Raw genomic sequence first — 21,120 nt, forward strand, 5'->3', positions numbered from 1 at the left:
TAATAAATCCGCCGAAGCGGATGGTAATTACAGTGGCTCTACTACTTCAGCCTGAATCTTCAATGCCATCATCTGTGAAGCAAAAAAGACATTGAATTCTTGTCGTTGAGTTAATTTCCCGACACTTTCGTAAAATACTGAATTAATTGATGCGTGCACTTCGGCAGCTGAACTATAAATCGCACTGAGCCTGTCCTTTACATCACTTTCACTTAACGAAGTTTTATAGATGCTGTGGGCAAACTCATTTCTTAATTTACGGAAGATGGTCAATGTGTTGCGTACACTTTCATTAATTGAACCGATTCGATAAGCAATTTCGATTTTTGCTCCGAATGTCGACAGTGGTGAACCTTCCCCGCCGAACAATGGGTCTTTTTTAGTTGTTGAGGGGTAAAGGCTCTTGATTATAATTTCTTGCAATGCTTCTTCAAAAAGACCAGATGCAATAAGAACTGCACCTTTATCGCTCTCTTTATCGAGCATTTGATAGTATTTCTCAAACAAAGTAGATCCCAATCCACTTGACATAGCTTCGCTAAATTTTTCGCTCATAATAATCTCTATAGTGGTTTTAAAGGCATTCCCATCTTTCTGGATAATGCTTGCGAGGCAGGTCCGGAGGCTTGGGCGTCCTGAATTATGATTCGGATTACATCATCACCATTGATGCCCTTCTCAGTTTGCCGATCAACAATCTGCTGCGGGGTGCCGTAGCTTTCCAGTGCAATGCTGACATTAACCGATGCTCCCTGTCCGTTGCCAGTGGACCTTGAGGTGTTTCTCGGCGCTTCAGTCGCCTGGGCGCTTCCGGTGGATGCTTTCCTGATCGCTGGAGAACCGCCGCTAACATCACTATTGCTGAACACCCGACCATTGTTACCCGGTAGCATGTAGCTTTTGCCGCCCATCTGCAGGACTTCAGGCAGGTTACCTTCACCGAACTCATACAGGCCGCCAGCGGAGACCGGACCACCGTTTTTACGCTTACCGGCAATGCCCATTGCCAGCGCTCCGAGCACAGCACCGATACCGATGGCTGCTGCACCTCCAAACGAGCCAATTGACGCTACAATCGCTGCTGGCGTCCATGCAGCTGTTGTTGTGGCCGCCGCGGCGGTACTGGCCGCCGTTGACGTAGCAGTACCGGCGACCGATGCCGCCGTTGTGGCCGCGATTCCTGCCTGCTGCGCTGCTGACCCCATCATCGCCGATTTCACCCACTCCACACCCATCTGCACGAACGTATTGACCAGGCTGTTGAGAACGGTAGAACCCAGGGAGCGCATCGCTTCACTGGCGCTCATGCTGCCGGTAATCATGCCTGTCAGTGCGTTGGAGGCGTTGCCGGCCAGAGCGTCGAATGATGCCGCCAGCGCCTCGTTGCCAGTGCTCTGGTTGCGCCAGATTTCCCACTGCGCTGCGATACGTTGCTGCTAGAACTGCCTTTCAGCAGCGTTACGCAATTCAAGAGCCCGCTCATGCGTCAGCGTGCTGTTATCCTCAAATTGTTGTATTAGCGCTAATTTACGGGCGTTCTCGTTTGCCAATTCCTGAACAGGATCAATTGTTCCTGCAGCGCTTTGTTGCGGTGTAACAGCTCTGGCCGAGTTAGCTTGCGCTATTTGCTGGGAATAAATTGCTGCAATCTCAGCACGCCGCTTCTGACTTTGCTCAAAACTAATATCTCCAGCCACCAATTGCCTTTGCACCTGCAACAAATCTTGACGTCGCTGGCGCTCAGCATTCTCAAAGGAATCCTGCTCAAGCGCTGCTTTTTTATCAACAGATCGCTGTTGAATGTCAAAAATCTCTCCAGCTTGCTTTGAGGCCTGTTCGATCTGCGATGCTGTAGCACCAACCCCTAAATCCTGCACTGCAGCAAGTTGCGCTGCTTCTCGGTTTAATCCCCTGTACTTGAGTTCAGCAACCGCCATTTCATTGTTAAGATCGCTGAGGGATTTTAAGCGCCGCTTTTCCGCCTGTTCTGCCTGACTTTCAATTTTGGTTGATGCTTTCGCAGTAGAAGTTCGCGCAGCTTCTGCGGCTTGCAAGTCATATTGCGCTCCGGCCAGTTCGCCAGCAGTGTTAATCTGGTTCTGGTTACCATCCTTTGCGGCCGCTTCCATCCGCGCTTTGGTGACTGCGCGTAGCCTCTTGTCTGTGATTGCAAGTAATGTGTTCTCGTTCTCAAGATCCTTATTGTAATCATCGGCCTTTTCACTGCGAGGTATTTGCAGGCTTGTAGAATTAAACTTCTCTTTAGTCCGACCTGCGAAATCAATAGCATTACCTAATTGGTTAATCAGACCAGCAGCTACCCCAGCCTCATGACCGTCCCTTTTCAGTAGGTCTATGCCCTGGACAAATGTACCGTTCATCTGCGCCTGAAGAATTCCAGTTTTGCTTATTGTCTGGCTTAGTTTGTTCCTTTGAGCCTCAACCTGTGCAGTTAGCTGAATAGACTTACTTTCAAGCCCATTCACATTAGCCAATGCGTCATAATAAAGAATATTTTCTTTGCCGAGACTTTTAAGAGAAGCTTTTCCTTTTTCAATTTGTGTATTTAATAAAGCCAATGATGCTTCATTTTTAGATAGCTCTTCGCTTTGAACTTTAATTGATTTATTGGCGCTATCTATTTCGGCAGCAAGTTGTACTTGCCCCATAGTTTTCATTTTTGATATGACACCATCCAGCTTATCGGCAAAATCAATACTTTCTTGTTTCGCTTGCTGCATCTTCTGATAGAAATAGAAAATTCCCGCAGCTGCAATAACAGCAAAGCCAACCGGCCCCCCTATCAAAGCCAGCGCGTTTCGCGCCAGACCACCAATGGTAGTAGTGGCAGCTGCGGACGCCGCCGCCGCTGTTCGCGTCGCTGCGGCTTCAGCTAACTGCGCCTCTGCATAAGTTGCCGACCTCTGGATAGCAACTGACTTTACAGCGATGAGGTTATCAAGTGCTAAAGCCTCAGCTGCAGATCCTCGCGCCACGGCATACTCTGTCTGCGCTACTGCAAGATTAGATAGAGCCATTTCTTTATCTAATCCAGCCTTAATAGTAATAACCTTGGCGGCGTTAGCTGTCGCAGCCGCCGCATCGGCCGTGGCCACTGATTGAGCTCTTGCGGCAATTGCGTCACTTACGCGACCCTTAACAGACATCGCCAGCGCGCCAGCGAATCGTCCACCCATTATGGCCGCTGCGGCCATGAGCGCGGTGCTCAGTAGATCCATATTGCTACTAATGGCAATTACAGAATCTCTGAAAGCTGCAGAGAAAGCCTTAACGGTCGAATTTTCACCAAAGAATTTGGTGATATTATTGCCTGCTACAAGAAGCCCCTGCGAAATGGTAACTGTAGTTTTGGCAAACTCCTTGCCGATTGCATCTCCTTGAGAGAGCAAGCCGTTCACAATGACTTCATTCGTAAGCTTACCCTGCGCAGCCATGGCTCGCAGCTCACCCAGCGATACACCTAGCGAATCGGCCAGGGCGATCATTAATCGGCTGCCCTGCTCTGACACCGAGTTAAATTCCTCGCCACGCAATGCGCCAGCAGCGAGGCCTTGCGACAACTGAAAGATAGCGTTTTCTGCTTCCTGAGTGGTTGCACCAGAGATAGCAAAGCCCTGATTGATAATGGTCGTTAACTTGGCAAGATCAGCGGAACTGGTGTTCAACAACCGCGTGCCGCGCTCCAGCCGCGCGTATAGCGTTGCAGTCCCGTTCAGGCTGGACTGTGTTGCCTGTGAAATATCAAAGACTCGTTGCATAACTTCAGCCTGCTGCTCCCCTTGCTTAACGGAGTTGGCGACCTTGTTATTCAGAACGGTCCAGGCATCAGCATAAGCACCAACCTGCTGTATTGAGAGCGCAGCAACCAGACCACTAGCAACCGCGCCGAGTTTGGACATACTGCGGCTGGCTGAATCAGCGGCACGCTCCGTGCGGTTAACATTGGCTTCAAGGCGGCCCATATTACCGCCCATACCATTCAGGGCAGCATCAACATCGCGGCGAGCTTGCAGCAGCTTGGCCGTATCCATATCAACTTCATAAATAATGCTGCCTGCGTTAACGGTTCCTGCCATTTGATATTCTCCGAGCATAAAAAAACCCCGCCGTAGCGAGGTTATTTATCAGTTTAAATCAATTGCAATTTATTGATCTGCCCACGAAAATCATATTTCCATAAGCTTCATTAGTGTTCTTAATTCTCAATACCTTGTTGTCCCTTAAGAAAACCCAGTACAACTCCTTTCCAGTATATCCACCATAAGAGTTCTTAGCATTGACGTATAAACACGTTGAATATCCGTATACAAAGCTTCCATTTTCAACCATTACTTCCTTACGAGGATTGGTAAAGGATGAGAACTTTGCAGAATCAGGATCTTTTAGCTGTTCTCGGATTGCTTCTTCGACTATTGATTTATAATCTGAAGGCTTATTACCAGCATTAGCAGTTTCCAAATTGATATTTTTTACTGCTTGCGAAAATTCCGCATCTTTTTTTCTGGCATCTTGCATTTGCTGACTGGGCGCACACCCTACAACCAATGATGTTGATATTGCTAATGCCATTATTGCGATTAACTTCCTCACATCCCTATCCCCATTAGTAACAAGTCGCCAAATCGTAGCGGGCAGCGGCGGCAAAGGGAAGCAAGAACGAACCTTGAGTGCGCTCAAAAATCAACCAATCGATAAAAAAGACCGCATTCTGTCCTCATTGTTACTCATAGATAAAGCCGTGTGGCCATTATGATCGCACCTGCCAACCAGTCCGGTAAGGTAATTTTTGAGGTTATAGTAATGAAATGTATGAAAAAACTAGTTAAAGACAACAAGTTTCAGCGTATGTGCGCCTGTCTTGGTGCGATGGTTGCCGTCGGCGGCGATCATGGTGCAGGGTTGTTGCTGGTAGCGATCGCCATGGGGTTCTCGCTGGTGATTACCCACACCCGGTGAGCCAGATAGCAAAAACCCGCCGGCAGGCGGGTTATAAACTCATTTGGTGCTACCAACCTTAGATGTTTTCCATGCATTGATTTCTATCAGTACCGCGCCATCACCGTCATCATTCCAGACAGCACTTTTCAACCCCCAATAACGGAAGTAAATTGTACTACCATTATCCTGTTTCTTCGTTGAAGACTGTCCTTCTTTAGTAAAAAGAACTATCACATCGCCTGGTTTCAAATCAGCTGGCAAAAACCAATGAGAATGTCGATTTTTGTTTGAAATTTTCCCATCATTTGTGAACGTGGTATCTAAAATCATATAGAAGTCAGCGTTACATTCTTTGATAACATCCAAGATCACGTACTCTTCAGATGCCTTGCCATGCCCATGTATGGTTCTTATTTTTAATTTCATTTCATGACCCCTTGCTGTGTAGGAGTCATGATTTTACCAATCAGATGCAACAAAAAGTAACCAAATTATAAGAAAGACTGATATTTCAGATAAGTATCGAGGACAATCACCAACTGTAAAGCATGTTAGTTTTCCTTTTCCTTAGCCCGACGGCGCGCACGCCGCGCAAAGAAGTCATCCGCCTCAGCATCGTACTCTTCCCGGGTGTAGCCCTTCTGATCCGGATACTTGGCCGCCAACATCAGGGTGAATTCGGTCATAGACAACTGCTGCGCTTCATCGCGGCTAATACCGAACTGATTGCGGGCGGCGCTGATGTACTCGAATGCGCGAAACTCAGTGGTAGCCTGGCCGGTTTCATGCCGCTGCAATTGGCGAATCTTGGCTTTACCGATGATGCCGTGGGTAATCAGCGCCTGCGCGACCGCCACCATATCAAACGGAGTCATGGCACCCGGGCGGTATTTGAACGTTCGCCCTGCCTTCGCCGGTCGCAATTCACCCGTCAGCCGTGACACGTCACGCTCGCAGCAGGCAGCGATTACGGCCATTGCCGCCGATATAGATGCTTTAGCTATCTGCTGGCCATCGATGTAGCTCACCAGCCACTCTGGCACCTTGCCGTAAGCATCGACCGCGCGCTGCAATAGCGGCGTCACTTCGTCATTGTGCAGGTCATAGAACGCCTGCACGATTTCGCGTGGTTCCCCGATCCGCGTCATCGCCAGGAACGACGGCCGGAAGAAATATTCCTCGTCGCCGACAGTAATCAGGCATTCGCCGATTTCTTTAACTGGTGTCATAAGTCCCCCGTAAGCAAAAGCAAGGGCAGGCTCGCTGCCCTTTGGTTTGATTACGCTGCGGTGACCGTCACGGTGTGCGTGGCGGTGTACTGACCGTCGACCGATTTAACCGTGATGACTGCGGTACCAGCGGTAGCACCGGATGGCGCTGACACGGTGACCGTATTGCCAGCGAATGCCGCCGTAGCGCGAGCCGGAACGGATGAGGTGACTGTAAACAGCTTATTATCAGCGTCGGCAGGGTTAACCGTTACCGCGAAAGTGGTACTGGCCCCTACGGCAATATTGCTGGTCGTCGGCAGAACGGTGACGCCGGTCACGGGCACATCGCCATCTGCTTCAATCAACTGGAAGGTGTTGCCATCGTTCAGTTTGAACTCGAAACTGTAGGTGACGATCTCCTTCACGCCGCCGCCGTCGCTTGCACCTGACGGCACCATGTAGCCGATGTGGTAGTAATCACCCCACTGGAGGCGCATCCACACAGTTGGCTGGCGGCGCGCGCGGACTTCATCGACAATGTATTTAATGAACTGCTGGATACCGAACTCATCGGTACGATCTTTAACTCGCACCTCACCTTCGACTGAGTAGGTCGGGTCCAGGCTGACGATCATGCTGGCGCTGAAACCGCCGTTATCAGCATCCGACGTCAGCGCCTCCGGACTTAAATCCCAGTTTGCGGACGTTGGCAGGCCCAGCAGTTTCCAGTCGGCCTCCCCCGGCACATGGTCCGGGCAGCCATACGCCAGTTCCAGCGTTTTGGCGCGGCCAATGAGCTGGCCATTGTTTGTGGAGCAGCCTTGCATAGTTGCTTACCTCATTTCAGATAATAAAAAAGGCCGCTCCGGGCGACCTTGTTCGAATTGTTGGTGATCACCCGCTGTACAAGCAGACGAACTGTAGACGCCACACCATGCGCCCCTCGGTAGTGAGAACCGGCGATGGTATGCCGCCCATGTTGGTTATTTGGCCGATGCAGGGGTTAAGCGGGTTTTGCTGCACATAGTCGATGATGGCCTGTACGTCGTTTTCCGATCGCGAGTAATCGCCCGGCGACGTGCCGGTGATGACGTCGACCATCACGTAATAGTCGGAGGCCATATCCCGGTCGATTGGCGAGCCGCCGTTGGGCCGGACCACGATGTAACGCGCCTTTTTATCGCCGCTGTCCTGCCAGATAAGCCACTGGACCTCATACCCTGCTGTCAGCCCGGCATTCTCCAGCATATCGCTGACGCGTTGGTAGATGGGCGGGGTCACAACAACATCTCCTTCTCAATAGTTGTGCGAATCAGCGATGCCGTATCTTCGAAACCTTTGGTAAGGAACTCTTTCTGAGCAGTTGCCCGCCTGAAGTTCTGCTTCACATTCGGGTCATGTACGTAGACGGCATAATTCGCCGTATATCCTACTCGGCCGGTAACCCGCGTCCCGGTGACCACGATTTCGCGAAACTGGCTGTTGATGAGAACTGAGGTATCGATCGGGGTGTAGATAGCGGCCTGGCCCGCCCCGATAACCATCGCGCTGGTCAGCGCCCTGACAATTTTGCGGTCCTGGCTGTCGAACGTCCGGTTGACGTTACGGGTGACCTGTTTAATGCCCTTCACTTTCACGCCCATGGCTAAACTCCCGTCAAAATGGCCCAGTCATCAGTTGTGCGCTCGAACGTGTCGGCGTACTGAATCGACTGCATCACTTCATCAGCACCGGCTGCAATCGGGTCAGAGTTATCGGATTCGCCGATAAGAATGTAATCGCCCGCTTTAGCTTCGGCGTATTCGGTCCAAAACGTATTCTTAACTACCTGCTCAAAGCCTATATCTCCCAGCCGCTTTGACAGTCCGCCCTGATAGTCCGCCATGATGACCAGCGGTGCAGACCAGCCGAGAGACTGACCGTAACGGTCTTTACCCAGTGGCTTCCAGATGGTGCATGGCGTGGTGTAGCTCCAGTTGGCTAAACTGCTCACAGTGGATACTCCAGATGCTGATCGGGGCAACCGGGGCAGTCCGGGCACTTCTCGCAGTCCGGCTTTTCTTCCGGCTCGTCTTTCGGTTCGGACATTACTTACCTCCACACATGCAGCCACCTTTGCCGATCCAGATGCCAGCAAAAGCCTGTTGAGTCGGGTCCGAAGGGATGAGGCTTGTTGCACACCCCTTTTTATCCAGGCCACGCAACAACCCCAGCGAGCCTTTCCAGCGATCGGCAAACGAGCCATAACGAAATGAACGGGATGCGCCGGAAGGTGCTGACTGCGAGCTTATGTACTTATCTCCCTGCCCCAGCCCCATGAGACCGAGCAGGTACATCTGGATAAGTAGCGCTGTAGCTGGCGAATAGTGAGCATCCAGACACTCCTGAATACCGTTTGCCTGCTCAACCAGCGCGCCAAGAATGAAGTCAGGCAAAGTAATGCCCTGGCTCTCCAGATACTGTTTTGCCTGTTCCTGGGTGACCATGAAAACCTCGCAGCCCTGCCGAAACAGGGCATAAAAAAACCGCCAGGGCGGCGGTCATTATTCAGTGGGGAAAAGCTTTTCCAGCTCACCATCCGGCAGCAGCTCCGCGAGCTTCTCAGCCCCCAAGTTGCCTTTGAACTCAATCCCGAGTTCAGTCAGGCGATTGGCGATGGCCAGTTTACGGGCCAGCTTCTCGCTCGTCCCGTCCGGCGTGGCAGGAGCAAAACCGGATGCAGCGCTATCGGACAGCTTAAGCACGTGGGACTTGAGTGACGGGTGGAGCTTCTCCAGTTCCACAACATCTCCAACAGCCACGCCATGCCACGCCTTCGTTACCTGGTATTTTTCAGTCATGATTTTCCCCTTATGCCAGGTTAGCACCGTAGACCACGCCGGACAGGCCTTCGCCGTCCTTCTTGATCTGCAGACCTTCAGCAGACATGATCTGGAAGTTGTAGTTGCTCTGCGGCATCAGGCGCGGCAGCGGAACAACGCCAACGGCCATACCAACCAGAGGGGTGATCACGTCCTGTCGGCGCTGGTAAGCGAAGAATTCGTTACCGGTCAGCGCGTAGGTCGGCTTGATTTCTTTTGCCGGAATGAATTTCGAAATCGCATCCAGCACAGTGCCGCTCACCATCGCATTAGCACCGCCCCCAACCTCGATCAGGTATGGCTTAGCCATATTTGCCCAGATTTCGTCGCTGACCCAGAGCACATCGTAGACCGTGACTTTGTTCGCGCGTGCAGTCAGTCCGAAAGCGCCGGTCGGGCCAAAGAAAGCAAGTAACTGAGCCGGGGTGGCAGTAGTCAGATTGATGTTAACGCCACCGGCACCTGAACCGAGGTTGATCTTGGCCGTGTTGCGGTGTGTGCGGATACCCTGAGACTTGAGGCCATCAACTGACACTGTGGCATTACCGTCCAGATAGCCTTTTACGCGGCGTTTGTGGAATTTGCGCATCTTCGCGGATTGCGCGTCGAGCGCGGCATCAATGCCTACAGAACTGAGTCCTGCTGCATGACGCCAGTTCACACCGTATCCCGCGGTGTAAACCGGGATCGGGTCACCGTCGCTGTCATAGTCGGTGTGGTCGAAGGAGTACGGAGCCTGACCATCAATGCTCACCGAAACGTCATCGGCAATATCGCCGGCTACGGTGTAGAGCTTTGCCGTTTTGCCGATCGATAGCACGGTTTGCACCGCCATCAGGTCATTGATGATTTCCATCCCGACTTCCTGATCGCGCATCTGGATGACCTGGCGGTCAATCTCGGCCCAGAACTCGCGAGTAAAGCCCCCTACGGCGTTCGCCGCCAGCATTTCAGGCGTCATGCCACTACGGTAAGCATTGACCATCAAGTTATGCTGGGTATTGAAGATATCACGGTTGGCCCACAGTTCGCCCCAATGGGCGCGCAGGCGGCTGTTTGCAGCCAGTGTTTCAGCGGTAAAGTACATTGTATTCTCCTGATTACGCGCCTGAGGCTACGGTACCGACGCGCATACGCACGCGGATAAAGTCGGTGGTGCTGGCAGCGATCGTCGCTTCGTCCTGGCTGTAACCAATCACCGTGTCGGTGTCAGAGGTGGCCAGTGTGAACTGGCCATTTGAGCCAAGTTTGATCGGACTGTCCTTCTTGTAGGTGCCGGGCACGCAGAGGAGCGCCAGTTCGCGTCCCTCTTCGACATAATTCCCAACAGCAGAATCACCCGCTGGCACCGGTTCGGTGATTTTAAGCCCCTGGTGATAAGCGACATCGATGATGTACAGGCGACCAGTTGCCCCTGTGGCCTGCGCGAACTGGTCACTGCTGTTAATCACAGCTGCTGTACCAGGAAGAATTGCAGCGACGGCCACGCGGGTTTCAGTCTTATAGAGTGACTGACCGTCAATATTTACTCGACGATAACGGGCCATTATGCGGCACCTCCGTTAAAGTAGGTTTTGTAGTCAGGTGCGCCAGTAGGTGCCTGGTTGGTTGCGGAATTAGCCCCCAGCGGTGCGGCAGCGCCCAGTGACTTAAACATGGCATCTAGCGCTTCACCGGACAGCGCGTTCGCCACGATCTCACCATGAACAGCAGCAACGGCAGTACGCTTGGTTGTCTCTTCAGCGCGAGTATTGGCTGTGAGCGCGTCGGTGATCTGCGTCTGATTAGTCTGCAGTTGCTGGATTTGCTCGGTTACCGGTTTCAGCGCGTCAGCGAGATTGGCGGCCAGGCCTTTACCGATTTCCGTGATCAGCTCTTGTTTCTCTTCAGTAGTTAAAGGCATCTCGCCCTCCGTTCGGTGGTTTGTTGCAGGGGCATCCTGCAGAGTAAAAAAGGATTTGAACTTGTTAGCAGCAATCGCCACCCATGACTCCTGACGGGTTACCTTTGTGCCATCGGCTTCAAACGTAATTTTTCCGCCATCAGAGGTGTAGCCGAAGACCTGAGCATCTCCTCCGTTGCGGATAATGATCGCCTGCGAGTCAGTGAAATCCGCCACCCAGGCATAATCGTCCGGTCCGGTCGCAAACTGGTCGCGCGCTGCTTTTTCGAGGCGTCTTTCACGCTCGCGGTAGGACTCACCCACCAGCACGCCAGAGTTAACCTGCAACGGCCTGGCCAGATCGGCATTCACCATCAGGCCCACTCCCTGCTCAGGTGTCGCAGCGCCTACTTCGTGCAACAGAATTGCGTCATGATCCATCGCGTGGATCTTCACTACGTACTCAGCTCCCATTGCTTTCTGTTCGGCGCTGGCCGGAAGCTGATCACGGAACACAGCAACACTGGTATGGATCGGTGGAACATTTTCACCACGCTCAATAGCTTCCACTCTCTCTATAAGCTCCCTGCCGCCAGCGCTTTCATTGGCTTTCAGCACATCCACCCACTTCTCAACGTAAATGCGGTTACCCGACTTCTTCACGTTGCGGTTCCAGGCACCGGCATAGCCAACGTTGATACCCTCAGGAGAGAAGGCAGAAACAAACTGCCCGTTCACCGTCGGGTGTCCAAGTGGCGCAAGCGTGCCTTCCAGCCCCTGATAATGGGCGTCTATCTCCGAGTCCGGATAAAGTTCGTTGTTCATGATGACATTAGCCGGCAGCGTATAGCTTGGGATAACGATGTGATCGCGACCGTTATAAACCTCACGGCGAATAGACTGACTATTCACCCGCGTGGTGACGTTGACTTGCATTGGCATGGGTTAACCTCAGGCTGCCTTTGCGCAGCAATGACATAGTGATTTGTTGGCGGCCAGTTTTTGCCACTGGGTTTCGAACTCTTCACGGGACAGCTCGATCACCTTCGGATTTAGCGGATTCCCTTTCTCGTCAACCAGCGTCTCCACCTGCGAGCATTTGCAGTTAATGGCGTTTGCCCCTATGGAGTACCACTCTCGCACCGCTTCGACGGTGTAGAGATGAGAATGGCGGATAGCATGGCTCTGACGGGTTGTGGGGCTTAGTGCTGAGTAATGCAGGAGCATGATCCGCAGGCCGAGTGCCTCGCGAGCTTCGGTTGCTTCATCCCACCGTGCCCGGCGTAGCGCCCCCGTCATTTCGGTTCGGGCAATGGTGTTGGCTCTGCGCGTTTCAATACCCACCTGCTCGCGCAGATTACGAGCCACTTCGCGGGGATTAAGTCCGCGGCCAATACCATCAGTCAGCACGCGCGCCATGTTGCGCTTCGTCGTAGCGGTCAGCCCCTTCATTTCCTCGAACGTCCGGGCATACACCAACTCCATCCGGCGCTGGTATGGTTCGCTCATCAGCAAGGCCTGAAGCGATTCACGATCGGCCGCATAAACTGAAGACTGCTGCGTCAGATTTGCGAAGGTTTGAGCTGTACCGCGAATTACGGCTGTTTCGACATAAAGTTCGGTGAACCAGTTGTTGCTCTGATCTCCTTCCAGTAGAACGGCATCGACCAGGATACTGGCGTCGTTAAGCGTCATCGTCAGAAGGACTGGATCAAGCTGGTATTCGTACCGGGCGTTTACTGCGAGTGTGGCGGGGATTCTTTCAAGTGCTGCTGCATAAGCGTTTCCGACTTTTTTCATGCGCCTGGCGAATTCTTTCATCGCACCACGCTCAAGCCGGTCAATACCAGTCGGGTCTTTATTGTTTCCCGGTAGTATTGGTGGTTTCGGTGTCTTCTTCGTCATCCGTTTCTCCTAACGGCTCCGGAGAACCTTCATGACCAGCTGCCACACGAATCTCTTCACCACTAAATGCCTGCTCTCCGGTGGCGACCAGTGCCGCGTTGATCTGCGCCATCTTCAGGGCGCTATCAAGCTTTTCCGATGCTGTCTGCGCGTTAAGGTCATCCCAAATCACGGCCTTCTGAGCCACTGCATCGATAATTTTCAGATCGGCCAGCTTGTCGCAGAAGTCTTCGATATCAAATGACAGGTCACCACGGCGAGACTGGCAGCGCGCATTGAAATAACGCTGGTCTTCGGTGCTCGCGCGCTCACCCGTCTGCATGCCGACCAGTATCTTTGTCGGGATGTCCAGCGCGGCGGCAGCAGTCTGCAGGTTCACGTTATAGGTCGGCCCTGGATCGGCAACGGAAGTTACCAGCGGTGTTACCGTTGCTCCCTGAGTTGTCAGCGTGACGTCGTTACCCCGGTTCACCTCCACGGCGGTTTCGTTGAACTTGTCCTGCAGTTCCTCAACGCTCACGCCATAAAGTGACGCGAGGTTGCCGAAGTCGATCTCTTTCTCAAAGTTGATATTGAGCTGGCGCGCTGCGTTCTTCAGGAAGGATTCCCCGGACCCGCCCTCAACCTTTTCCAGGCTGACGAAGGCGTTATAGGCTGGCTCCAGGAAGCCGATCGCATCGTCGGTATAATCACCGAGGATAAATACACGGTCTGGATGAACATCTACCCTGCGCTGCTGGCCGCCAGGCGAGTGCTCCACGTACTCCCAGATTTTAGGCTGGCCGTACGTTCGCGAGTTAAGCCCGTTGTCCCACTCCTTGACGGTTAATGCGCCAGCCCAGGCTACAGTGATTTTCTCCAGACCTGCGCCACGTGTGGCAGCCTGGTTCCAGTCTTTGTTGTCTCGAATATGCAGCAGAATGCCGGAGTAGCGACCGACCAGCCTGCGCATATCAGCCTCAGCGAAGGCACGCCAGAATCGGTGAGTAAATACGGCTTTGGCCTTACGCTCCCAGGCCGTCACTGCGCTGGTTTCATCCTTCTCCTCTCCTTCGATAATCTCCGGGTTGGTCTGCCAGCATGCACCGGCCAGCTTCCGCACAGCACCATGCGCAATACCACCACGCCGGAACAGGCTGTACAGATCATCGAAGCAGATATCCTCTTTAAATCCGTACTCACACCAGGCACTGCTGCGCTTCGAATCCAGACCCATGGTCGGTGACAGCATTCCCAAGCGGGCGCGAGCCATCCGGGCGTCGTTCAACGCATGGTTGACGGCCAGTTGAAGGTTTTTGTTCATGCTGTTTCCAGTGAATTTGTTTTACCTGCCACGCAGGCGCTTTGGAATCATCATCCCTGCTGACTGTGGCTTGTGCTTGATATAGCCATCGAGGCCATAACGAGCGGCGTCCCAGCAGTGGTTGTGCTTATCCTCAATGACAGGGAGCACCTCACCGGTGATGCGGTCAGTTTTGTACGAATAGAGCCGGGCCTCTTTGGCTGTCTCTTTGCAGCGGGTGTGGATGACGATCTGCTTAAAGCCGCGCAGGCAGGTAATACCGTCTTCGACGCTTCCCTGCCACTTCTGAGCGGAAGCAATATTGAACCCTAGACTCTTAATGTGGCTTATCGTCTCTGGCCGCGAGTTGTCAGCCTTAATAGGCCATTTGCGGGACTGAGGAATGCCGGGGTATTTCGCTTCGTCAGTGACCTTCCATTCCTCCAGTTGCTTAGGCCTGGCCTCTTCTTTGCCAGCGTAAAACTTCCACATATCATCCAGCTCAACGCCAGTCCCGTAGGCCTCGTACTCGATGTACAGGCTGTTATCGAGGATGAACATGCGCAACAGTGTGCTGGGGTCTTTGGCGAAACCGAAGTCAGCGCCAAACAGCAGGCGATCTGCTTTTTGCCAGAGGTCGGAAGCAAAGTCCTGAACCACGTAGCGATTGGCCAGCACCTGCTTATCGGAGTTTTCGAGATAAGCCCCTTCCCAGATCCACGCGTAATCGGCGTAATCGAGGTTTCTCAGGTCTTCCTGTCGCTCTTCTTCGAGCACGTCAGGGAACCATGGATTATCACCGTAGTTCATCTCGACAATCATCGAGCTTTGCGGCGGGTTCTTCCTGAATAGCTTGTCGGTGGCACTGCCATCTTTTTCCGGGTTCCAGGTTACCCAGATTTCTGAGCCTTTCTCACGCACGGTTGGGCGTAGCTTCTTCCATGCCGTGGCGGAAACGGATTCGGCCTCATCAACCCATGCGACGAGAATCCGCGCTTTGGATTTGATGCTGTCGAGGTTATGCCGCAGGCCACAGAACACATAACCAACCCGACGATTTTTGGTTCTGATGTACTTCTCGCCGATGTCGAAATAGTCATCGAGCCAGGGGACCGAACGGATCGCCTGCTTTATTTCCTCCATCGAGGATTCTTCCAGCGAGTTCATATACTCGCGGGCGCAGAGGATCACGCCGCTCAGCCCGCTCTCTGCGGCCTGATACGCTTTGACCGCACTCATCAGGGCAAAGGTGCGGGTCTTCGCCGAGCCACGTCCACCAAATGCGCCGCGATAGCGCACGCCTTCGGTCGCAAATACCGGTACCAGCTTTGCGGGGATAGGCAGATCAACCTGGCTTTCCATCTTTTGGCTCTACCCCTATCAGTCGAATTGTTGTCGGCCTCGGGGTCATGGTGCCGTCAGGGCTGGTATGCTCCACCTTCTGTTTATTGCTGTACGCGTCCCCCACCTCTTTAGCCGCCTGTTCCATCAGCTGGGCGGTCATCGCGAGGTTCTTCATGCCCTCCGCACGCGTTGCCATGCGGTCGAGCACGCGCAGCCGGTAGGCTTTGTTGGCGATCGGGATATCGGCGATTTCGTTCTGGAAACGGGCGCGGGTGGCGTTGAACATGTCGACCCAGCGCGCCGCGAGCGCTTTGCCGCTGGCCTTCGTCGGGTCGTAGGATTCGACCTGCTGCCGGGTCACTTTCACCCGAAATTCCACCTGGACAGACTCTACCACCTGAGAGGGGCTGTCGAAGCACGCAAGCGATTGAACTATGTACGCTTTTACGTCATTTTTAAGCGCCGCCATAATTCACCATCCGTCCAGGTCAGTCCAGGTAATCACGCCAGTTTCATGAGGCAAGTGCCGCACGCCCTGGCTATGTCTAATTTCGCTACCTCCGGCCGCTCCGCTGCGGCGTCGATCAGCTGTTGCACGTCGTCGCTGGCACCGTAGCGCCGCACCACGCCCACAAACTCTTCCACATCATGCCCGCGCATCGTCAGCTTCGGCTGGCCCTCACGGGTAAATGCTGGCGCGCCGAACTCATCAACCTGCTGCGCGATGTGGTACAGCTCATGTTCAACCAGTGCGCAGAACTCCAGATCCGTGCACTGAGCGCAAAAGTCAGCAGCCAGGGTGATGATGAACTTCGGCACCTCGCCGAACCACTCATACATCTGTTGCTCCATCCGCGCTTTCTGCCAGCCACCGGCACGCATCATCACTGATTCCGCTTGGCCGAGCACGGTACGCCCCTGTTTCGCAAACGCGCTGGAGGCCCACATAAATCGCAGATCAGCGTCAATCAGGTGACCGTGGTCTGGGTTATGCAGATTGCCGTCTACAGACAGTATCTGGCTCTGCACCCACTCCCCGATTTCTGGTGCGGGGATCAGCCTGGTGTATGCGTGAAACTCATTAAGCAGGCTGCCGGGCGGCATGGGTCGGGAATACTCGCACTCTTCATTCGACATAGAAAATCCCGGTTTCGTCTACCATCGCACCGGATAGCGACCATGAGTGAACGACCCTGCGTGAATTCAGGGGTAGCACGGTATTGGCGTTTTTGATTCTCTCTGCGCGCTAACGGTCAGGAGTTACCGATCAACGCTGACGCGGGGAGACGGCGACGGCCTGCGCCCGGGCGGTGAGGTTATTCGGTAGCTGCAGTAATCTCGCTCAGCACGGTGATCGCTTCCACCGATTCCTGCACAGCTTTTGTTGCGCGCGCAACGATATCAGTTTCGCTATAGACACGACTGTACTGCTGGATAAACAGGCGATGCTTGAACGGGTCGTTCTGGATGAAAGCAACAGCCACCATTGTTGCTGCGGTGTCATAACCCAGCGTGGCCAGTAGTTCCAGTTGGTTGCTCTGTTCAGTAGTGATTTCAGGCATGGTAATCCTCTTTTCAAGTTTGAAATTATGATTTTGATATGTTGGTAAGCACTGGGTCATAAAAAATAAGTGTGATAAACATCAAGATTTCGAAAAAACGCTTAACTCATCGGACCTTTGAGACTATTCTTATTGATATCAAACACTGAAATCCAAGGAAATACCATGTCAATTATTAATTTATTTTGTAGATCTTGCGGACATGATAGATTCCATATTGTTGCCATCGCAGATAGAGGAGATCAAATTACTCAGATGCAATGTAAGCGTTGCAATTGCGCGGTAGATATAAATGATGTTGTATCTTATAAAGAAAACTATGTTATCGCTCGCTCCGATACAAAAGATGAGCAAGAAATAAACGCGCAACCCTTCATAATTCTTCCTGGGTCGTAAATTTTATTTAAGACTTTGCGGACCTCAACCATACACTTTAACTAATCAATTGATGCCTAATGTAAATTACAGTACATGGGCTTTAATTATTACCACCTCTGAAGTAGATTAAAAAACCAACAACATTATCTATCCATATTTTTCATAATGGCTTTTGAGGTGTCGTATGAAAGAGTGGCTGCTTCTCACTTTTGCAATTTTATTATTAGCAATTTCCATTTATTGCTTAATTTCTTATCTTCGGGAACGGAAATCGAGTAAATTTCCGTCTAACCGAAAAAATCGCTAACTCGTTAATCTCATAGTTTTGAATCAAAAATGAGCTCTTTTTAACGCATTCACATCAGACAACGATAAATCTTTTGGTTTAATGTGTGCCAGTTTCCCGGGCTCTCTCAATCTTTCGGATGCCATCAAGCTGGCTGTTAGCCTGATCTATCGCTGTCAGTAGCGGGTCTATCCACAGTACGGCCTGACAATATGTCAGTGTGCCGGTGGCAGCGGTGTAAGCACCGGTGCTGTCAGTGATGCCGGAATTGGCGTGCATTGCGCTGGCACGTAAACTGTTCGCGTACTCGAGCAACCGGCCAGAAACGCCAGCAGGCACAGCGAGAGCACAGGTCGGCTCAATTTTGAGGATCGTCCGGTATTCAATCTGCTTCTCCTGGGATGATGCCGTGATTCGTGCGTCGTACTGCTGGACAGCAGCGGCTATTTGGTTAAAGCGGTTGAACTGCAGGGAGTGTGTAGCAATAAGACTGCTCTGTCGCTCGTTATCCATCTTCAATTGCTGGTTAGCAGTTTGCTGATCGCTGTATTCACCGTGATAGTAGACCGCAGCGCCGCCCAACCCAATCAGCATAAGCAGGAACAACGCGACCAGAACCAGAGTTATTTTGGTGTCTTTCATTGGTCCAGCCCCCAGCACGCCAGAGCAGATTCCTGATCCCGCCGCTCAACCTGACCGTAGCAGCCAGTTGCCTGCCCTTTCGTTAAACGGCAGTCACGACCTTTGTCATGCACCCACCAGCGTATCGCCTCACACGCACCTTTACGGTCACCAGCATTCAGTCGTTTGTAGAACGTAGAAGGGAGGCAATTACCGGGGCCGATGTTGTACGGGCAGAATGAGGCGATACCTGCTTTCTGCGGCTCAGTCAGTGGCACTTTGATGTTGTTCTTCACCCAGGCAAGCGCCTTGCGCTCCTCGATAGCGTTCACATCAGCGCATTTCTCAGCGGTCAGGCGCATGCCCTTCACCACCGCTTTACCATCAATTCGGGTCACACCTCGGCAGATAGTCCAGATTCCGGAGCTGTCGAGATAGGCCACCAGTCGATTACCTTCTTTCTCATTAAGGAAAGCATCCAGAATCGCAGAGGCGGACGCGCCAGCCAGAATCAGGCCAATCACTGCGGCGCTGAGCTTTGACTTCAGATTAGCCATCAATCACCCCGTGCTATTTTTCGGCGGTCCTCTTTCACCTTGAAATACAGGTTTGCCAGAAACGTCAGAAAGCCAAAGACCAGACTTCCGATAACACCGATAGCCGCCCACTGTGACGGGCTAACTTTGTCGAGTAATTGCAGGCCCCAGTAGCCGGCATTGCCGACTGAAGCGCCATAGGCAACGCCTGTTGTTAGTTTGTCCATGCGATACATACTCTCACCCCCGGCAATGCCGTGGCGCTGTTCAATTAGGAGGATGAAAAAGGAATGACATAAAGTGAAAAACTTTACGTTATAGCTATGCTGTTCTAAGGTTGATGTACTTGTTTGTGAATGGATTTTCAAATAACCCAAAGAGACAATGATTTTTTTAATTAAAATTATTATTAATGATTCTTAGAAATCAATTAAGAGGAAATTTAAAAATGAACTTACAACAATACATCGACATTTATTTTTCTGGTAACCAGGCAGAATTCGCTCGATATGTGGGAGTACGCCCCCAACAAGTTACACAATGGATCAATGGAGGCTTCATAATGTTTGGTGGGAAATTATACAGCCCACGAAGAACTATTAAGCCTTTACCATAGGAAATTCAAACCGTTACTGCTTACGAAAGTCATTACTTCTTGCACTAATCATGCTTGCAAGATGCAAGAAAGGCCCACCGAAGTGAGCCTTGATTTAGTTGCTGAAAATTGTGACATCATGAAGTTTCGGTGCCGGGTGCCTCCCGGTAAATCAGAAAAGACAGAACCTGATTCGCTTCCTGGCAACAGGATATGTTGACCTGTCTTAGCCCCTCCGCTTAGGGGGATTCACCGTAACCTGCGCGATTCTAAACAAGATAAAATCAGAGTCAAAGCCGAGCTCTGTTCTGAGTATGAATCCCGTATAGATTCAGATTAATCAGAGATGAATCGCCATTCCGGTAGGAGCGACTCAAAATTTAGGACTAAAAAAAGGCCCTGCATTAGCAGAGCCTAAGATTTGGTGCGCCTGTATATCATCACTGATTAAATGTCACTCCTTCGGACGGGAGGCGCATAGAGTTGTCATCAATTTGAAGATAGTAGATTGACAGAAAAAAGCTAATAAAAATGCCCCGCATTTGCGCAGCCTCTGTATTCGTTTAAGTACCTGTGGGCATTGAAATCCCACGATGAGAGATATAATTGGCCAAAGTTATGCAAAATGCAACCACTTTCGATGCATAAATTCGTATTATCGCGTCACTTTATTGAAAATCGAATCAGCCTGGCTTTCCTCAGCTTCGCATTTAACGATCAGCCCGTCATAGAATGGCTTCCAGTTACGCGACCATGACGATTGCGTCAGTTCAGGCACCAACGCCCGGATCGCTTTAAACGCTACCGTCGAAGGCTGCCGCCTGAAGCCCAGCCCATCACATCGATCGCAATCCTTCTCAACTGGCACGCCGAGCAGTTTCGACCGCTTCAGATCCCGGACCTTGCCGGAACCGCCGCAACGGCAGCGCGCTGACAACTTTCCCTTTCCGTGACATGTCACACACTGATTTTCCCCCAGTTGCATCTGATACGTTGGAGCCGTTTTTTCTCCACAACCGGGATGCGTCATCACTCTGGCCAGCGTGTTAGTCACTCCCCTGCCCGCGCAGTCAGGACAATCATGCGTATCGGCAGCAGAACGCGCGTAATCGTCATAGGCGAATTTTGCCAGCACAGCAAGGCACTGAATTACTTTTCCAGCAGCGGCCTTCCTGAGAAGCGCTGGTGCTGTTTTACGGGCATATGCGAGCAGGTACTGTACTGCCTTATCCCGATCCTGCTGGCTGATGCCTGCTTTTCCCAAATATGCACTCATGCCGAAAGCAGCTTTAGCCTGGCACATGCCGATCGCGGCCATGACGTGTGTGCCGTCGATATTCTCCGAGCTGGTAGCGCCGGGGCTGTCGGTGATCATCATCGTTTTCGGGCTGAAATGTTTTAATGCGGCTTCGATTCTCACGTGTATCCCCTCTGGTATGTTCTTGTTATCCGGTACGGCAGGTGGCCAGCGGCCAGGTGTTAAACGTCCACCAGCACTTTCAGCGCACGCGAGCAGCGCGGCTTACTGTAGAGCCCGCCCTTTTTCACCAGCGCTTTAATGTGCGCTTCAGCGGCGTTAGCGGACTTCCAGCCAAAGTGAGTGGCTATCTCCACACGTGTTGGCGCGCAGCCATTCTCAGCAGCGTACTGCCGGATAAAGCGGCACATGTTTTTCTGGATCTCGGTCAGTCCTTTCAC

The 21,120-nt window shown here is 52.1% G+C and carries 29 protein-coding genes; 3 read left to right on the plus strand and 26 right to left on the minus strand.

The genetic code is table 11. The features are described 5' to 3' along the window. Positions 1–27: 27 nt before the first annotated feature. The 4 genes from IBT46_RS03535 to IBT46_RS03550 all read right to left on the minus strand — a co-directional run bounded on the left by IBT46_RS03535 (position 28) and on the right by IBT46_RS03550 (position 4,611). Complete coding sequence (locus tag IBT46_RS03535; RefSeq protein ID WP_200544057.1) at positions 28–555, minus strand: hypothetical protein; 528 nt, start codon at positions 553–555, stop codon at positions 28–30. A gap of 8 nt (positions 556–563) precedes the next feature. Further along, positions 564–1,307 carry a hypothetical protein gene (locus IBT46_RS03540; RefSeq protein ID WP_200544059.1) on the minus strand — a complete coding sequence of 248 codons (744 nt, stop codon included), beginning with the start codon at positions 1,305–1,307 and terminating at the stop codon, positions 564–566. Between the two features lie 129 nt (positions 1,308–1,436). Then, entirely contained in the window at positions 1,437–4,097 is a 2,661-nt protein-coding gene (locus tag IBT46_RS03545) for a tape measure protein (RefSeq protein ID WP_200544061.1), read from the minus strand. Between the two features lie 58 nt (positions 4,098–4,155). Then, entirely contained in the window at positions 4,156–4,611 is a 456-nt protein-coding gene (locus tag IBT46_RS03550; protein WP_200544063.1) for a hypothetical protein, read from the minus strand. A 219-nt stretch (positions 4,612–4,830) separates the two neighbouring features. Between IBT46_RS03550 and IBT46_RS03555 the strand changes: the two genes are divergently transcribed. Continuing rightward, positions 4,831–4,977, plus strand: a complete 147-nt coding sequence (locus IBT46_RS03555) for a hypothetical protein (protein ID WP_200544065.1) — start codon at positions 4,831–4,833, stop codon at positions 4,975–4,977. Between the two features lie 39 nt (positions 4,978–5,016). On the opposite strand, the gene IBT46_RS03560 is transcribed toward IBT46_RS03555, so the two are convergent. The 17 genes from IBT46_RS03560 to IBT46_RS03640 form a co-directional block, all read right to left on the minus strand. Next, positions 5,017–5,385, minus strand: a complete 369-nt coding sequence (locus tag IBT46_RS03560) for a hypothetical protein (RefSeq protein WP_200544067.1) — start codon at positions 5,383–5,385, stop codon at positions 5,017–5,019. 125 nt (positions 5,386–5,510) lie between these two features. Continuing rightward, complete coding sequence (locus IBT46_RS03565) at positions 5,511–6,188, minus strand: DUF6246 family protein (RefSeq protein ID WP_200544069.1); 678 nt, start codon at positions 6,186–6,188, stop codon at positions 5,511–5,513. A gap of 50 nt (positions 6,189–6,238) precedes the next feature. Continuing rightward, positions 6,239–6,997, minus strand: coding sequence for an Ig-like domain-containing protein (locus tag IBT46_RS03570; RefSeq protein WP_200544071.1), 759 nt, complete (start codon positions 6,995–6,997; stop codon positions 6,239–6,241). Between the two features lie 67 nt (positions 6,998–7,064). Further along, positions 7,065–7,451: a hypothetical protein gene (locus IBT46_RS03575; protein ID WP_200544073.1), complete on the minus strand. Its 387-nt coding sequence runs from the start codon at positions 7,449–7,451 to the stop codon at positions 7,065–7,067. Then, a complete protein-coding gene (locus IBT46_RS03580; RefSeq protein ID WP_200544075.1) occupies positions 7,448–7,813 on the minus strand; it encodes an HK97 gp10 family phage protein in 366 nt (121 codons plus the stop codon). Before IBT46_RS03580 ends, IBT46_RS03575 begins: the two co-directional genes overlap by 4 nt. Positions 7,814–7,815: 2 nt before the next feature. Next, a complete protein-coding gene (locus IBT46_RS03585) occupies positions 7,816–8,163 on the minus strand; it encodes a hypothetical protein (RefSeq protein WP_200544077.1) in 348 nt (115 codons plus the stop codon). Positions 8,164–8,257: 94 nt separating this feature from the next. Further along, a complete protein-coding gene (locus IBT46_RS03590) occupies positions 8,258–8,656 on the minus strand; it encodes a hypothetical protein (protein WP_200544079.1) in 399 nt (132 codons plus the stop codon). A 57-nt stretch (positions 8,657–8,713) separates the two neighbouring features. Continuing rightward, positions 8,714–9,010 carry a hypothetical protein gene (locus IBT46_RS03595; protein ID WP_200544081.1) on the minus strand — a complete coding sequence of 99 codons (297 nt, stop codon included), beginning with the start codon at positions 9,008–9,010 and terminating at the stop codon, positions 8,714–8,716. Between the two features lie 10 nt (positions 9,011–9,020). Continuing rightward, positions 9,021–10,118, minus strand: a complete 1,098-nt coding sequence (locus IBT46_RS03600) for a major capsid protein (RefSeq protein ID WP_200544083.1) — start codon at positions 10,116–10,118, stop codon at positions 9,021–9,023. Positions 10,119–10,131: 13 nt separating this feature from the next. Then, positions 10,132–10,578, minus strand: coding sequence for a hypothetical protein (locus IBT46_RS03605; RefSeq protein WP_200544085.1), 447 nt, complete (start codon positions 10,576–10,578; stop codon positions 10,132–10,134). Then, the gene (locus IBT46_RS03610) at positions 10,578–11,855 is read right to left on the minus strand and encodes a hypothetical protein (protein WP_200544087.1); all 1,278 of its coding nucleotides are present in this window, start codon (positions 11,853–11,855) and stop codon (positions 10,578–10,580) included. The genes IBT46_RS03605 and IBT46_RS03610 overlap by 1 nt, the downstream gene beginning before the upstream one ends. Before the next feature lie 9 nt (positions 11,856–11,864). Continuing rightward, complete coding sequence (locus tag IBT46_RS03615) at positions 11,865–12,818, minus strand: phage minor head protein (protein WP_200544089.1); 954 nt, start codon at positions 12,816–12,818, stop codon at positions 11,865–11,867. Then, positions 12,772–14,121 carry an anti-CBASS protein Acb1 family protein gene (locus IBT46_RS03620; RefSeq protein ID WP_200544091.1) on the minus strand — a complete coding sequence of 450 codons (1,350 nt, stop codon included), beginning with the start codon at positions 14,119–14,121 and terminating at the stop codon, positions 12,772–12,774. The genes IBT46_RS03615 and IBT46_RS03620 overlap by 47 nt, the downstream gene beginning before the upstream one ends. Positions 14,122–14,142: 21 nt before the next feature. Beyond that, a complete protein-coding gene (locus IBT46_RS03625) occupies positions 14,143–15,462 on the minus strand; it encodes a PBSX family phage terminase large subunit (protein ID WP_200544093.1) in 1,320 nt (439 codons plus the stop codon). Then, positions 15,446–15,913 carry a DUF2280 domain-containing protein gene (locus tag IBT46_RS03630; RefSeq protein ID WP_200544095.1) on the minus strand — a complete coding sequence of 156 codons (468 nt, stop codon included), beginning with the start codon at positions 15,911–15,913 and terminating at the stop codon, positions 15,446–15,448. Before IBT46_RS03630 ends, IBT46_RS03625 begins: the two co-directional genes overlap by 17 nt. 32 nt (positions 15,914–15,945) lie before the next feature. After that, entirely contained in the window at positions 15,946–16,581 is a 636-nt protein-coding gene (locus tag IBT46_RS03635) for a putative metallopeptidase (RefSeq protein WP_200544097.1), read from the minus strand. A gap of 179 nt (positions 16,582–16,760) precedes the next feature. Then, on the minus strand, positions 16,761–17,006 hold the full coding sequence (locus tag IBT46_RS03640; RefSeq protein WP_200544099.1) for a DUF2560 family protein: 246 nt from the start codon (positions 17,004–17,006) through the stop codon (positions 16,761–16,763). 165 nt (positions 17,007–17,171) lie between these two features. Here IBT46_RS03640 and IBT46_RS03645 point away from each other — a divergent pair, with 165 nt between their 5' ends. Continuing rightward, positions 17,172–17,402 (plus strand): hypothetical protein, encoded by a 231-nt coding sequence (locus IBT46_RS03645; protein ID WP_146114192.1) that lies wholly within the window; start codon positions 17,172–17,174, stop codon positions 17,400–17,402. A gap of 166 nt (positions 17,403–17,568) precedes the next feature. After that, positions 17,569–17,691: a small membrane protein gene (locus tag IBT46_RS03650; RefSeq protein ID WP_146114193.1), complete on the plus strand. Its 123-nt coding sequence runs from the start codon at positions 17,569–17,571 to the stop codon at positions 17,689–17,691. 78 nt (positions 17,692–17,769) lie between these two features. Here IBT46_RS03650 and IBT46_RS03655 read toward each other — a convergent pair whose 3' ends face one another. The 5 genes from IBT46_RS03655 to IBT46_RS03675 all read right to left on the minus strand — a co-directional run bounded on the left by IBT46_RS03655 (position 17,770) and on the right by IBT46_RS03675 (position 21,120). Continuing rightward, positions 17,770–18,312 carry a hypothetical protein gene (locus tag IBT46_RS03655; protein WP_200544101.1) on the minus strand — a complete coding sequence of 181 codons (543 nt, stop codon included), beginning with the start codon at positions 18,310–18,312 and terminating at the stop codon, positions 17,770–17,772. Continuing rightward, positions 18,309–18,848 (minus strand): lysozyme, encoded by a 540-nt coding sequence (locus IBT46_RS03660; protein WP_200544102.1) that lies wholly within the window; start codon positions 18,846–18,848, stop codon positions 18,309–18,311. The genes IBT46_RS03655 and IBT46_RS03660 overlap by 4 nt, the downstream gene beginning before the upstream one ends. Further along, on the minus strand, positions 18,848–19,063 hold the full coding sequence (locus IBT46_RS03665; RefSeq protein WP_105595037.1) for a class II holin family protein: 216 nt from the start codon (positions 19,061–19,063) through the stop codon (positions 18,848–18,850). The genes IBT46_RS03660 and IBT46_RS03665 overlap by 1 nt, the downstream gene beginning before the upstream one ends. A gap of 1,014 nt (positions 19,064–20,077) precedes the next feature. Continuing rightward, on the minus strand, positions 20,078–20,842 hold the full coding sequence (locus tag IBT46_RS03670; RefSeq protein ID WP_200544104.1) for an antitermination protein: 765 nt from the start codon (positions 20,840–20,842) through the stop codon (positions 20,078–20,080). A gap of 59 nt (positions 20,843–20,901) precedes the next feature. Beyond that, entirely contained in the window at positions 20,902–21,120 is a 219-nt protein-coding gene (locus IBT46_RS03675) for a LexA family transcriptional regulator (protein WP_200544106.1), read from the minus strand.

The organism is Erwinia sp. S38 (genome assembly GCF_016624545.1).
GTDB classification, from domain to species: Bacteria; Pseudomonadota; Gammaproteobacteria; order Enterobacterales; family Enterobacteriaceae; genus Erwinia; species Erwinia coffeiphila.

What these genes read in the sequence shown, in the direction of transcription:
- IBT46_RS03535 (WP_200544057.1), bottom strand. Translation starts at nt 555, where the DNA reads ATGAGCGAAAAATTTAGCGAAGCTATGTCAAGTGGATTGGGATCTACT.
- IBT46_RS03540 (WP_200544059.1), bottom strand. Translation starts at nt 1,307, where the DNA reads ATGAGCGCCAGTGAAGCGATGCGCTCCCTGGGTTCTACCGTTCTCAAC.
- IBT46_RS03545 (WP_200544061.1), bottom strand. Translation starts at nt 4,097, where the DNA reads ATGGCAGGAACCGTTAACGCAGGCAGCATTATTTATGAAGTTGATATG.
- IBT46_RS03555 (WP_200544065.1), top strand. Translation starts at nt 4,831, where the DNA reads ATGAAAAAACTAGTTAAAGACAACAAGTTTCAGCGTATGTGCGCCTGT.
- IBT46_RS03560 (WP_200544067.1), bottom strand. Translation starts at nt 5,385, where the DNA reads ATGAAATTAAAAATAAGAACCATACATGGGCATGGCAAGGCATCTGAA.
- IBT46_RS03565 (WP_200544069.1), bottom strand. Translation starts at nt 6,188, where the DNA reads ATGACACCAGTTAAAGAAATCGGCGAATGCCTGATTACTGTCGGCGAC.
- IBT46_RS03570 (WP_200544071.1), bottom strand. Translation starts at nt 6,997, where the DNA reads ATGCAAGGCTGCTCCACAAACAATGGCCAGCTCATTGGCCGCGCCAAA.
- IBT46_RS03580 (WP_200544075.1), bottom strand. Translation starts at nt 7,813, where the DNA reads ATGGGCGTGAAAGTGAAGGGCATTAAACAGGTCACCCGTAACGTCAAC.
- IBT46_RS03590 (WP_200544079.1), bottom strand. Translation starts at nt 8,656, where the DNA reads ATGGTCACCCAGGAACAGGCAAAACAGTATCTGGAGAGCCAGGGCATT.
- IBT46_RS03595 (WP_200544081.1), bottom strand. Translation starts at nt 9,010, where the DNA reads ATGACTGAAAAATACCAGGTAACGAAGGCGTGGCATGGCGTGGCTGTT.
- IBT46_RS03600 (WP_200544083.1), bottom strand. Translation starts at nt 10,118, where the DNA reads ATGTACTTTACCGCTGAAACACTGGCTGCAAACAGCCGCCTGCGCGCC.
- IBT46_RS03605 (WP_200544085.1), bottom strand. Translation starts at nt 10,578, where the DNA reads ATGGCCCGTTATCGTCGAGTAAATATTGACGGTCAGTCACTCTATAAG.
- IBT46_RS03610 (WP_200544087.1), bottom strand. Translation starts at nt 11,855, where the DNA reads ATGCCAATGCAAGTCAACGTCACCACGCGGGTGAATAGTCAGTCTATT.
- IBT46_RS03615 (WP_200544089.1), bottom strand. Translation starts at nt 12,818, where the DNA reads ATGACGAAGAAGACACCGAAACCACCAATACTACCGGGAAACAATAAA.
- IBT46_RS03620 (WP_200544091.1), bottom strand. Translation starts at nt 14,121, where the DNA reads ATGAACAAAAACCTTCAACTGGCCGTCAACCATGCGTTGAACGACGCC.
- IBT46_RS03625 (WP_200544093.1), bottom strand. Translation starts at nt 15,462, where the DNA reads ATGGAAAGCCAGGTTGATCTGCCTATCCCCGCAAAGCTGGTACCGGTA.
- IBT46_RS03630 (WP_200544095.1), bottom strand. Translation starts at nt 15,913, where the DNA reads ATGGCGGCGCTTAAAAATGACGTAAAAGCGTACATAGTTCAATCGCTT.
- IBT46_RS03635 (WP_200544097.1), bottom strand. Translation starts at nt 16,581, where the DNA reads ATGTCGAATGAAGAGTGCGAGTATTCCCGACCCATGCCGCCCGGCAGC.
- IBT46_RS03640 (WP_200544099.1), bottom strand. Translation starts at nt 17,006, where the DNA reads ATGCCTGAAATCACTACTGAACAGAGCAACCAACTGGAACTACTGGCC.
- IBT46_RS03645 (WP_146114192.1), top strand. Translation starts at nt 17,172, where the DNA reads ATGTCAATTATTAATTTATTTTGTAGATCTTGCGGACATGATAGATTC.
- IBT46_RS03650 (WP_146114193.1), top strand. Translation starts at nt 17,569, where the DNA reads ATGAAAGAGTGGCTGCTTCTCACTTTTGCAATTTTATTATTAGCAATT.
- IBT46_RS03655 (WP_200544101.1), bottom strand. Translation starts at nt 18,312, where the DNA reads ATGAAAGACACCAAAATAACTCTGGTTCTGGTCGCGTTGTTCCTGCTT.
- IBT46_RS03660 (WP_200544102.1), bottom strand. Translation starts at nt 18,848, where the DNA reads ATGGCTAATCTGAAGTCAAAGCTCAGCGCCGCAGTGATTGGCCTGATT.
- IBT46_RS03665 (WP_105595037.1), bottom strand. Translation starts at nt 19,063, where the DNA reads ATGTATCGCATGGACAAACTAACAACAGGCGTTGCCTATGGCGCTTCA.